The organism is Mesorhizobium sp. WSM4837, from assembly GCF_055811435.1.
Genome location: NZ_JBVVQE010000051.1, coordinates 24,415 through 36,164 on the forward strand (window position 1 = coordinate 24,415; position 11,750 = coordinate 36,164).

The following is an 11,750-nucleotide window of genomic DNA, read 5'->3' on the forward strand; positions in this document are numbered from 1 at the left end:
CTCGGCCCGGTTATCCCGGTCTATCAGGCGGAGATGATCTTCGTGTATTCGTCGAGTGCGGCCCCGTAGTTCTTGGCGTACCATTCCATGTCGAGCGGGATCTGCTTCTTCATGTTTTCGGGGTCGACCGGATTGATGCGCTTCTTGTCGGCGGGGATCAGCGCGTCGGTGGCCGGATTGGCCGGGCCCTGGCCGAGCTTGTCGAACATGATCAGCTGCTTTTGCGGATCCTGGGCGCTGGCAATGAACTTCATCGCCGCGTCCTTGCCGCCGGGATTGCCCTTGAGCACGGCGAGCGCGCCGGGTGAGATCAGGCCCTGGTCCCAGATGAACTTGATCTTGCCGCCGGAATCCTGCTCGATCAGCGAGGCTCGGGTCGACCAGACGATGGCCATCGAAGCCTCGCCGTCGAGCAGCACGCTCTGGCTTTCGGCGCCGCCGCCCCAATAGGCCACGACATTCTCCTTGAAGGCGGCGATCTTGTCATGCGCGCGCTTGAGATCGAGCGGATAGAGCGAGGCCGGCGCGATGCCGTCGGCGAGCAGTGCCGCTTCCCAGCTCGACACGCCCCATTTGTAGAGCGAGCGCTTGCCGGGGAATTTCGTCACGTCGAAGAAGTCGGCCATGCCGGTCGGTGCCTGGCTGCCGAATTTCTCGGAATCGTAGGCGATGACATAGGAGAAGAAATAGGTCGAGGCGGCGTGCTCCCAGCCGAAGCCAGGCCGCATCTTGTTCTTGTCGACGATCGAATAGTCGATCGGCTCGAGCATGCCCTGCGCGCCGAGTGTGATCGCCGAGAACGGGTCGACGTCGACCAGGTCCCAGGTCGGGGCGCCGCTCTTGAATTGTGCGGCGATCGCACCCTCGGTCGGACCGGAGCCGTCCATCTTGACGGTGATGCCGGTCTCCTTGGTGAAGGCCTGGCCATAGGCCGCGTCATAGGCGGTGATGGCGTCACCACCCCAGTTGACCAGCACCAGTTCCTTGGCTTGCGCGAAGGCGCCGGTCGAGCGCAGCAGCATCGGCGTGCCGGCCAGCACGAGCGCAGCCAGCTGCGTGAACTGCCGGCGCGAGATCTCGCCGCGCACCGCCCTGGCAGACAGTGTCTCGATGGCGTGTTTCCTGGTTTCGCTCATCTCTGAATTGTTTGTCATGTCAGTTCCCCTTTTTGTCGTTGATATTTCCCGAAAGCCGGCCTGGCGAACTTCAGCTCCGCCACGCCGATCGTCATTGTCCTCCGTCCGGAAGGAGGAAACCTTTTTCCGCAGGCCATGTCAGCCATACGGAATTGCCCTTGCTGAGTGCCGAAGCGGCGACCTCGTTCGGCACCGAGACCGTCACCTTGGCACCTTGGCGCGTCGTGAGATCGAGCCGCGTCGCAGCGCCGAGATAGGTCGAGGCGACCGCAGTCGCGGCGATGCCGTTCTCGCCGGCTGTCGCTTCGGGGGCGATCGACATGTATTCGGGCCGGATCGCCAGGATGGCGTTGCTGCCGACGGCGCTTGCATTGCCGCGCAGGGTGATGGTGCGGTCTTCGCACAGGCCGGTGGCGCCGTTGTCGGCGTTGCGAACGCCCTTCAGCGGCAGCATGTTGATCTCGCCAAGGAACTCGGCGACGAAGCGGTTGGCCGGCCGGTCGTAGACCTCGTCAGGCGCCCCGACCTGCAGCAACTTGCCGTGGTTGAAGATGGCGACGCGCGACGACAGCGCCAGCGCCTCACTCTGGTCATGGGTGACGAAGACGAAGGTGGTGCCGGTTTCCTGGTGCAGCCGCTTCATCTCGGCCTGCATCTGGCCGCGCAGGCCCTTGTCGAGCGCCGAGAACGGCTCGTCGAGCAAAAGCACACCCGGCTCGAACACCAGTGCGCGGGCCAGCGCCACGCGCTGCTGCTGGCCGCCGGACAATTGCGACGGCAGTTTCTTCTCGTGGCCCTTCAGCCCGACGCGCTCGACCATCTCACCGACGCGACGCTTGATCTCGGCCGCCGACTTCTTGCGCACCTTGAGCGGGAAGGCGATGTTGGCCTCGACGCTCATATGCGGGAACAGGGCATAGCCTTGGAACACCATGCCGGCGGCACGCTGCTCGGCCGGCCGCTCGGTGATATCGACGCCGTCGCTGTAAAGGCGGCCGTCGGTCGGCTGCACGAAACCGGCAAGGATCATCAGGAAGGTGGTCTTGCCCGAACCCGATGGCCCGAGCAGGGTCAGGAACTCACCGCGGCCGATATCGAGCGTCAGGTCGTCCAGCGCACGGAACGAGCCGAAGCTCTTGCCGATCCCGATTGCCTTGATCTCTGCGGCACGGCCGGGTTGCTGCATCCTGCCTTGTCCTCAATGCTGATTGAAATCGTAGGCAGGGCGGCGGCTCACCGCAACCGAATAGTTTTCGCCTGACCGGCAAATTTGATTCATCTATGGCGCCAATCTCCCCCTTTTGGGGGAGATGGCCGCAAAGCGGCCAGGGGGGTCGGTCCGACTGGGCTCGGCCCGCTGCTGCGGATGGAGGTTGGGACTTCACGCGCGGCGACCCCCTCTGTCGCCTTCGGCGACATCTCCCCTCGAGGGGGGACATTAGCTAATCTCCGACAGTTTCGACCTCAGCCACCTCCCGAACGCCTCCAGCACCGGATGCGCCGCCTTGGCATGTTCGGAAACGAGAAAATACGAGCGTGGCGAACTGATTGCGATGTCGAAGGGGCGCACCAGCCGGCCTTCGCTCAGCGCCCGGCGGCTGGTCAGCTCGTCGCCCATGGCGATGCCCTGGCCGGCGATGGCGGCCGAAAAGACCAGGTTCATGTCGGAAAAGAAGATGCCGCCCTCGGTGTCGGGATTCTCGACCTTCGACAGCGCCAGCCAGCGCGCCCAGTCCTCGGTATCGCCGAGATGCAGGAGGTTGGCGCGCAGCACGTCGGCCGGCCTGGAAAACCCGCCGATCTTGTTGAGCAGCGTCGGACTGCACAGCGGCGTGAACGAGATCTCGCACAACAGCTCGACCGCCCGGTTCGGCCAGTTGCCGACGCCGAAGGCGATGAAGGCGTCGGCCTCGGCATTGCTGACGTCGTCCAGCCGCCGCGGCGTCAGGATGCGCAGCGCGACATCGGGGTACATCTGCCGGAATTCGCCAATGTGCGTGCACAGGAACAGCGAGGCGAAGCCCGGCGTGCAGCTGACGCTGAACGAGCCGCCGACGCCGGTGCCGGCATGGCGCGTTACCGCATCGCCGAGCACCGTCAGCGCCTTGCGTACGTCGCTGGCGTAACGCTGGCCGCGCGGCGTCAGCGCCACGCCCTTGCCGATGCGCTCGAGCAGGTCGAAGCCGAGATCGCGTTCGAGCAGCCGCAATTGATGACTGACCGCGCTGCGGGTCAGATGCAGTTCGTCGGCGGCGCGCCAGACGCTGCCGTGGCGGGCGAAACTGTCGAGGGCGCGCAGCGCCTGAGTCGAGGGAATTCTCAAGAGGTGAACCGAATTTGCATGAGCCGGGAAAACATATCACTTTTTGGCGAGGCGCTTCACTGCTTTCTTTGACCGATGGAGGATCCGGTGACGAACTCGGCTCAAGCGACCGCGCTTGCCTGTCTGGACGACATCCAGCCGTCGCTGTCGGCATGGACGCGGACGATCTTCGATTTCGGCGAGACCGCCTGGCGCGAATACCAGTCGGCCGCCTGGTATGTCGAGCGTCTGAAGCACGAGGGCTTTTCGGTCGAGGAAGGCTCCGGCGGGATGCCGACCGCCCTTTGCGCCCACTGGACCAACGGCGCCGGGCCGACGCTCGGCATGTATGCCGAGTATGACGCGGTGCCGGGCAATTGCCAGGACGCGGCGACCGTCAAGCGCCCGCGCCCTGGGCTCGGCGCTGAGGCCGGCGGCCACACCGATCCGCACTCCGGTCTCGGCGTTGCCAGCTTGGGCGGGCTTTTGGCGACCAAGGCGGCGATGCAGCGCCACGGCATATCGGGCACGCTGCGCTTCACCGGCGAGCCGGCGGAGAAGGTGCGGGGGTCGAAGCCGATCCATGCCGCAAAAGGCTACTACGATGGCCTCGCCGGCATGATCTCCTTCCATCCCTTTTACATGCTGCCGCTCTGCAACACGGCGCGCTGGGACACGCATTGCGGCGCGGCCTATGCGATGATCTATCGCTTTGTGTGCGACGAACCCGAAAATTGGGTTCGCGCAAGCGATGGAGCGCCGATTCCGCAGGCGCATTCGGCGGTCAGGGCGCCCGGCGCCAACGACGCGCTTGTCATGATGTACATGGCGTCCAAGGCGCTGCGTGATTCCATGCTGCCGCATCAGGGCGGCTGGTCGATCAGCGAGGCGATCCTGACCGCGGGACAGGCGACCGCCGACAATCTGCCGGCGGGTCTGGCCGAGATCCAGTACATGATCCGCGTGCCGACGATTGCCATGGCCGAGCAGGTCACCGCCGTGCTCGACCGCAACGCGGAGGCCGCCGCGAAGATGAGCGGCTGCCGCCATGAGCGGCACTGGGTGTCGAAGTCGCGGCCGGGGCTTGCCAATCATGCCATGGCCGGTATTGCCTACGACGCGCTGTCGACGGTCGGGCCGCCGCGCTGGGACGAGGCGGCCAAGGCGATTGCCCGCGAAATCCAGGTCAATGCCGGCGGCGCGGCGAGCGACGAGCCGTTTATCGCCGAGTTGGAGCAGCTGATTGCGCCTGAGGAGGCGGAGGCGATGCTGCGCCGCGACTTGCCGCCGTCGCAGCTGAATTCCACCTCCGACGATTACACCGACATGTCGTGGCAGACGCCGACGGCGCGGTTCTATGTCGCCCGGCCGGCGCTGCGGTCCGAGAACGGCCAGGCGTATCCGTCCTGGGCGATGAACGCGCTGGGCGGCATTTCCGCCACCATCGATCCGATGGTTACCTGCGCCGCGAAGACGATCGCGTTGGCAGCACTTCGCCTGCTCGAAGACAAGGCGGCCCGCGACGCGGCGATGGACGAATTCGTCGCCCGCACCGGCGGCGGCATTGGTGGCAGCACTTGGCTGGCACCGCTTTGCGACTACGAACCGCCGATCCATTTCCGCTGGCCGGAATATGTCACCACCCCGCGCGGACGGGACTGGTGGATACCAAGCAAACCGCAAGCCGCGTGATCACTCGAAGCCAGGAGAACCCCATGACCGTTCATGACCGCATCGTAGCAGAACCGTTTTCACTGCAGCGCCGCAATCCGGCCGGCGGCACCAAGCCGCTGACCGCCTGGGGCTTTGCCAACGAGACCGATGTCCTGACCGACGTGCTGCTCGGCTCGCCGAATTTCCTGCGCCACCTCTCGACCAGCTCGTTGTCGCGCAAACATCTGCGCGAGGCGCCGTGCAACGTCCAGATCGCGCAGGCGCAGCACAAGGATCTGGTCGCTGCTTACGAACATTTCGGCGTCAACATCCACTGGCACGAGCCGACGTCGGAGCTGCCGATGCAGGTCTATTCGCGCGATTCCAGCGTCATGACGCCGTATGGCGCCATCATCACCGCGATGTCCCAATGGTGGCGGCGCGGCGAGAACTATGCGGCGATCCGCACCTATGAGAAGCTCGGCATCCCGATCTACGACATGGTCACCGCGGGCACTTTCGAGGGCGGCGACTTCAACGTCATCGAGGACGGCGTGGTGCTGATCGGCTGCGGCGGCGCACGCACCCAGGAGGAGGGCGCTTGCCAGGTCCAGGCCTGGTTCGACAAGGAGGGCTGGGAAACCCGCATCGCCTTCATCGACGAATATTATGTCCATATCGATCTGATGGTGGTGCCGATCGCCGAGAAACTGACCGCCGTCTGCCTCGCCTGCACCGAGCCGGGCATCGTCGACTGGTTGAAGGGCAAGGGCCACGAGATCATCGACGTGCCGTTCCAGGACACGATGGCGCTCGGCTGCAACTTCATGTCGCTGGGCAAGGACCGGGTGATCGCGCCGACATCCAGCCAGACACTGATCGGCCAGCTCAAGGCGCGCGGCTTCGAAGTGGCGGCGATCGACATGAGCGAGATATTGAAGACCGGCGGCGGCATTCACTGCATGGCGCAGGCGCTGAAGCGCGAGCCGGCCTGAGGGACCGCCCTTTAGCCCGGCCGCTTCCGCGAAAGCGCCATTGTCAGCAACGTCGATCCCGCCTGGCTCGCGGCACGCCTACAGCACGATGAGCTTTCCCTTGTGCAGACGCTTGGCGCAACGATAGGCGAGATCGGCGGCGACCATGTCTTCCATGGCAATGCCCATCGCCTTGTAGGTGGTGATCTGTTGATCCGAAACGCGGCCCGGCGCGCGGTCGAGCAGCATGGCGCCAAGCTCGGTGCCGAAATCCGGGTCGAAGCCGGCAAGCTCGCAAGAACCGACCGGGGTCGGTTCGAACGCATCCCTGGTCTCGACAAAAAGACTGGATTTGCCGATGAGCTCGATCGGCATTTCACCGCCGGGTGGTGCCACCCCGACCGACGACACGTGCGTGCCCGGCCGAACCCAGTCTGCCTCGATCACCGGCTCGTAGGAATGCGTCGCCAGGCACACCACGTCGGAACTGCGCACTGCCGCCTCGAGGTCGGCGACCGCCACCACCGACGGATGCAGCCGGGCAAGCGCTGCCGCATCGTCGAAGCTCTTCGAAGCGACCCGGATTTCGGCAAAGTCGCGCACCAGCGGCAACAGATGCAGGTGCTGGTTGGCCTGCACGCCGGCGCCGACCACTGTCGCTATCCTGGCGTCCCGGCGCGCGAGCGCGCGCACCGACAGCACGGCGGAGCCGGAGGTTCGCACCGCGGTTATGAAGGTGCCGTCCATGATGCAGACCGGCAGGCCGGACAGCGGATCGAACAGGCTGATGGTGGCGAGGTGGCTGGGCAGGGTCTTGGCCAAATTGCCTTCGAAGACGTTGACGATCTTGACGGTCAGGTTCATGCCCTCCATCCAGGCCGGCATGGCGAGGCTGTAGCCGGCCCCGGGGATATCGAGCTGTGGTCGGGGTGGATTGACGACCTTGCCTTGTGACAGCGCCTTGAAGCCGTCTTCCAGAACATCGAGAAGCTGGCTGAGATCGATGCACGCCATCACGTCGACTTCGCTCAGCACCAGGATCTCGGTCGCTCCCTTGCTGATTTCCGCCGCACTCCTGCCGGCTGGGCTGAACGCTTCCTTGGTCATCTTGCACTCCTTTTGTTTGTCGAAATCGGCTCACCACGTTTGCTTTGAGTGGGTGAGGGAAGCGCAGGCTATTGCGAGGTTTTATGTGATGAAATACGTTGATTTTGACATCTCTGCGTGAAATCAGCACACAAATCCCTGAGATAGAGTGGATTGTGAAAATGGACGACCTCGACCAGATAGACCGCAGTCTGCTCCGGCTGCTGCAGGAAGACGGGCGCCGGACGACGCTTGATCTTGCCGGGCGTATCGGGCTGTCGCCGACCGGAACGAGCCAGCGGGTGAAACGCCTTTTCCGCGACGGGTTCATCACCGCGGTTAGGGCCATGCTTGATCCGCGCAAGGTCGGCCGGGGAACGCTGGTGTTCATCGAGGTCCGGCTTGACCACACGGCGCCGCATGTCTTTGACCGCTTCGCCGAAGCCGTGGCGAAAGCTCCGGAGGTTCTGGAGTGCCATATGGTGGTTGGCGGTTTCGATTATCTGGTCAAGGCGCGGATCGCTGATATGGCGGTGTTCCAGGATTTCCTGCAGCGGGTCATCCTGCCTCTGCCCGGCGTGCGCGAAACGCACACTTTCGCCTCCATCGCCGACGTCAAGCCGAACGCCCTCTTGCCGGTGTGATCAGATGCCTACCGCCAGCCCCCCGAGGCGGTGATGCGCTCGCCGGTCAGCCAGGATGCGTCGTCGGAGGCGAGGAACACCGCGATGCGGGCGATGTCGTCGGGCTGGCCGAAGCGGCCGAGCGGGGTCATGGCGATGACCTGCTTCTCGAACTCGCTGCCGACGATGCCGATCCGCTGCAGGCCTTCGGTGTCGACGCCGCCAGGCGCGATGGCGTTGACGCGGATGTTGCGGGCGCCGAGCTCTCTCGACATGGAGAGCGTGATCGAATCCACTGCGCCCTTGGTGGCGGCGTAGACCAGCGAGTTCGGCTGCGGGTTGAGGCTGGCGACCGAGCTTATGTTGATGACGCTGCCGCCTCCGGCGCCGAAATGGTTCACCGCTTCCCGGATGGTCAGGATGGTGCCCAGCACATTGGTGTCGAACTCACGGTGGAATTCGGCCTCGGTCACCGCTTCCAGCGGCTCGAATGCGAAGACGCCGGCATTGTTGACCAGGATGTCCACCGCGCCGAACGACGATTTGGCGGCCTCGAACAGGCGGCGCACGTCGGCCACTTGCGACACGTCGCCATGGACGGCAACGGCTCGGCCGCCTGCGTCCTTGATCTCGGCAACGACGCGGTCCGCACCTTCCCTCGACGAGGCATAGTTGACGACCACGGCGGCACCGGCCGCCGCAAGACCCTTGGCGATGCCGGCGCCGATACCCTTGGAGGCGCCGGTGACGATGGCGACCTTGCCGTTCAGCTTGCTCATCAAATCTCTCCTTTGTCGATGATGAGCGGTATTTAATGGTGATCGGATAGCGTATTTAGGATCACCTCGATCGGTTCTTTCGTGCCTGGAATTCTTGAATGACCACCATCCTCGAAAAGACCGCCGGTCTCGTCGCCTTCGTGCGCACGGTCGATGCCGGCTCGTTCCATGCCGCCAGCCGGCTGGTCGGCTCCAGCCCGTCGGCGGTGTCGAAGAGCGTGGCGCGGCTCGAGCGGCGGCTGGGCGTGCGGCTGATCCAGCGCTCGACGCGCCGGCTGGCACTGACCAGCGAAGGCCTCGCCTATTACGAGCGGGTCGCGCCTTTGCTCAGAGCGCTGGACGATGCCGAGGACATCGTCCAGATGGCGGATACCGCGCGCGGCCTGCTGCGCGTCACGGCATCCGTCGAACTCGGGCGCGGCCTGATTGCCTCATGGGCACAAGCATTCCTGGCGCAGCACGGCGAACTGAAACTCGAGCTCAGCGTCACCGACCGTCACGCCGACCTGATCCGCGAAGGTTATGATGTAGCGGTGCGCATGGGGACGCTGTCGGACACCGGGCTCCCCGCGCGCAAAATCGCCAATCTGCCGATCGTGCTGGTGGCCTCGCCGGCCTATGTCGAACGGCGCGGCCGGCCGGCATCGGTCGAGGCGTTGCAGAGCCACGACTCCGTCCGCTATCAGATGGCCGGGCGGCCTTATCCGGTCACCTTCGCCGACGGCGCGGTGATCGTGCCGAACGGGCGGCTCGATACGGACGACGGCGGCGCCATCCGGCAAGCGGCGCTGGCCGGAGCCGGCATCGCGCATCTGATGCAGTTTGCCGTGCAGGACGATCTCGACACCGGCCGTCTGGTCCGCATTCTGCCCGAGGTGGCGATGCCGACTATGCCGGTGCACATCGTCCATGCGTATGGGCGACAGCTACCGGTCCGCGCCCGGCTGTTCGTCGAGTTCCTGGCGGGCCGGATGGCGGCGCTGACGCGATAGGGCGGGAGCTCCGTGGCAAAGACAGCGGCGCTTCGTCGATGGCCATGCGGTAGCCTTTGAGCGTCGCTGCGTTGAAGTTGAATATCAAGTGCTGGCGCGGCGCGACGTAACGAGAATACCTGTCATCGAGCTAAAACGTAATCTCCACCGAAGCGGCGCTGCGGTTGGCCGGCCCGTGAAAGACGGCCTCTATGTTGTTGCCGTCGGGATCGAGCAGGAAGGCGGCATAGTAGCCGGGATGGTAGTGCTGCCGCTCACCCGGCGCGCCGTTGTCCGCGCCGCCGGCGTCGAGGCCGGCTCTGTAGAAGGCGTCGACCATCGCGCGGTCACTGGCCTGGAAGGCAAGGTGGTGGCGCCCCGTCAGTTGCCCGCTGGCCGCCCGGCTGTCGATGCTGGAGACGAACAGCTCGTCGGCCCAGAAATAATCCTCGGCGCTGCCGCCGATCGGAATATCGAGCACCTTGAAAACCGCCTCGTAGAAGCGGCGGCTGGCCTTGAGATCCCTGACCACCAGCTGGACGTGGTCGATGAGACGGCCGCGATGAAGTTCCATGCCTGACAGCTCCTGATCGCCAGGTTGGAAATCTAGCTCAGGACGGTGCACGGTCAATGCAATGGAGCAATTGAATGGCGCGATTTCCTGACTGGATAAAAAATGCAACCGGATTGTAGGATTCGAAATGTCGTCATCGTCCTTCGGACGCAAGCGGTGTGACGAAGCTTGAAAGAAGTCGCGCCGTGTCCAAACGATCTCGGGAGAAAAGTATGAGCCTTTCCTATCGTTGGGTCATCGTGGCGGCAGGTGCTGTGATGACCTGTGTCGCCCTCGGGGCGATGTTCTCGCTGGCGATCTTCCTCGAACCGATGGCGCTCGACACAGATTGGTCGCGCGCCGGCATATCGAGCGCTATGACGCTGAACTTCCTGGTAATGGGCCTCGGCGGCTTCGCCTGGGGCGCCATTTACGATCGCTACGGCGCCCGCATCGTGGTGATGACAGGTGCGTTGCTGCTCGGGCTGGCGCTGGTGCTGGCCAGCCGCACCGGCTCGCTGCTTGTCTTCCAGATCACCTATGGCGTGCTCGTCGGCCTCGCGGCAAGCGCCTTCTTCGCGCCGATGATCGCGCTGACCGTCGCTTGGTTCGACACCAATCGCAGCTTGGCCGTTTCCCTGGTCTCGGCGGGCATGGGCGTGGCGCCGATGACGATCTCGCCCTTCGCGCAATGGCTGATCACGGCCTATGACTGGCGCACCGCCATGTTCGTCATCGGCGTCGCGGCATGGGCGCTGCTGGTGCCGGCCGCATTGCTGGTGCGCCAGCCGCCCAAGCCTGCCGCTGAAGACGCCGCCGCCGATATTGCCGCCAACGATACCGGCATGTCGGTTCCACAGGCGCTGCGCTCGCCGCAATTCATCGTTTTGGCACTGACCTTCTTTGCCTGCTGCGCGGCGCATTCCGGACCGATCTTTCACATGGTCAGCTATGCCATGCTGTGCGGCATAGCGCCGATGGCGGCGGTCAGCATCTACAGCATCGAGGGCCTGGCGGGCTTAGGCGGCAGGCTTCTATACGGCGTGCTTGCCGACCGGCTGGGGGTCAAGCCGGTGCTGATTACCGGTCTGGCGATACAGTCCGTGGTCATCGCAGCCTATCTTGCGGTCAGCGAGCTTGGTCAATTCTACACGCTCGCCGTCATCTTCGGCGCCACCTATGGCGGCGTGATGCCGCTCTATGCGGTGCTGGCGCGCGAATATTTCGGCCAGCGCATCCTCGGCACGGTGTTTGGTGCCGTCACCATGCTGTCCAGCATCGGCATGGCCTTCGGCCCGCTCGCCGGCGGCATGGTGTTCGATGCCTATGCCAGCTATTCCTGGCTGTTCATCGGCTCGGCCCTTGTCGGGCTCGGCGCGGTGGCGGTGGCGATCGCCTTCCCGCGGCTGCCGCGCAGGGAGTTGCAACCGGCGTAGCGGAGAGAGGACGCAGGGGGTCGAAAGTGGACATCGCATATGTCAGCTTTTGACCCCCAGTCGCGACGCGTTCATCGGCGGATAGTAGCCGGGTCAAGACTGTGCAAGACCCATCTCCCTTAATAACAATCGATCATGCTGCGGCGCAGCGCGTTCAGGTCCAAATGCCGATTGCCGGCAAGCCGACGTTCGGACGAAACCGTCAAAACGGACGAACGAATGGTTTTTTCGCGTATT

General features: G+C 64.5%; 11 protein-coding genes. 5 read left to right on the forward strand and 6 right to left on the reverse strand.

Going from position 1 to position 11,750, the window contains the following annotated elements; genetic code table 11:
- Positions 1–23: 23 nt before the first annotated feature.
- From AC0L3D_RS25325 to AC0L3D_RS25335, 3 genes are all read right to left on the reverse strand, one after another.
- Positions 24–1,136 carry an ABC transporter substrate-binding protein gene (locus tag AC0L3D_RS25325; protein ID WP_128170923.1) on the reverse strand — a complete coding sequence of 371 codons (1,113 nt, stop codon included), beginning with the start codon at positions 1,134–1,136 and terminating at the stop codon, positions 24–26.
- Between the two features lie 91 nt (positions 1,137–1,227).
- A complete protein-coding gene (locus AC0L3D_RS25330) occupies positions 1,228–2,322 on the reverse strand; it encodes an ABC transporter ATP-binding protein (RefSeq protein ID WP_128170907.1) in 1,095 nt (364 codons plus the stop codon).
- Positions 2,323–2,574: 252 nt separating this feature from the next.
- Positions 2,575–3,459, reverse strand: a complete 885-nt coding sequence (locus AC0L3D_RS25335) for a LysR substrate-binding domain-containing protein (protein ID WP_128173076.1) — start codon at positions 3,457–3,459, stop codon at positions 2,575–2,577.
- 75 nt (positions 3,460–3,534) lie between these two features.
- Between AC0L3D_RS25335 and AC0L3D_RS25340 the strand changes: the two genes are divergently transcribed.
- Together AC0L3D_RS25340 and AC0L3D_RS25345 are read left to right on the forward strand one after the other, a co-directional pair.
- The gene (locus AC0L3D_RS25340) at positions 3,535–5,130 is read left to right on the forward strand and encodes a zinc-binding metallopeptidase family protein (RefSeq protein ID WP_287375647.1); all 1,596 of its coding nucleotides are present in this window, start codon (positions 3,535–3,537) and stop codon (positions 5,128–5,130) included.
- 23 nt (positions 5,131–5,153) lie between these two features.
- The gene (locus AC0L3D_RS25345) at positions 5,154–6,086 is read left to right on the forward strand and encodes a dimethylarginine dimethylaminohydrolase family protein (RefSeq protein WP_128170486.1); all 933 of its coding nucleotides are present in this window, start codon (positions 5,154–5,156) and stop codon (positions 6,084–6,086) included.
- Positions 6,087–6,164: 78 nt separating this feature from the next.
- Here AC0L3D_RS25345 and AC0L3D_RS25350 read toward each other — a convergent pair whose 3' ends face one another.
- Entirely contained in the window at positions 6,165–7,172 is a 1,008-nt protein-coding gene (locus AC0L3D_RS25350) for an ornithine cyclodeaminase family protein (RefSeq protein WP_128170485.1), read from the reverse strand.
- A 161-nt stretch (positions 7,173–7,333) separates the two neighbouring features.
- Here AC0L3D_RS25350 and AC0L3D_RS25355 point away from each other — a divergent pair, with 161 nt between their 5' ends.
- Positions 7,334–7,795, forward strand: coding sequence for an Lrp/AsnC family transcriptional regulator (locus tag AC0L3D_RS25355; protein WP_128170484.1), 462 nt, complete (start codon positions 7,334–7,336; stop codon positions 7,793–7,795).
- 8 nt (positions 7,796–7,803) lie between these two features.
- Here the strand turns inward: AC0L3D_RS25355 and AC0L3D_RS25360 are convergent, their stop codons facing one another.
- A complete protein-coding gene (locus AC0L3D_RS25360) occupies positions 7,804–8,553 on the reverse strand; it encodes an SDR family NAD(P)-dependent oxidoreductase (protein ID WP_128170483.1) in 750 nt (249 codons plus the stop codon).
- Between the two features lie 98 nt (positions 8,554–8,651).
- On the opposite strand from AC0L3D_RS25360, the gene AC0L3D_RS25365 reads away from it, so the two are divergent.
- Positions 8,652–9,545: a LysR family transcriptional regulator gene (locus AC0L3D_RS25365; RefSeq protein WP_128170482.1), complete on the forward strand. Its 894-nt coding sequence runs from the start codon at positions 8,652–8,654 to the stop codon at positions 9,543–9,545.
- 130 nt (positions 9,546–9,675) lie between these two features.
- On the opposite strand, the gene AC0L3D_RS25370 is transcribed toward AC0L3D_RS25365, so the two are convergent.
- Positions 9,676–10,107 (reverse strand): VOC family protein, encoded by a 432-nt coding sequence (locus tag AC0L3D_RS25370; protein WP_128170493.1) that lies wholly within the window; start codon positions 10,105–10,107, stop codon positions 9,676–9,678.
- Between the two features lie 203 nt (positions 10,108–10,310).
- Here AC0L3D_RS25370 and AC0L3D_RS25375 point away from each other — a divergent pair, with 203 nt between their 5' ends.
- Positions 10,311–11,513, forward strand: coding sequence for an MFS transporter (locus AC0L3D_RS25375; RefSeq protein ID WP_128170481.1), 1,203 nt, complete (start codon positions 10,311–10,313; stop codon positions 11,511–11,513).
- Positions 11,514–11,750 lie beyond the last annotated feature (237 nt).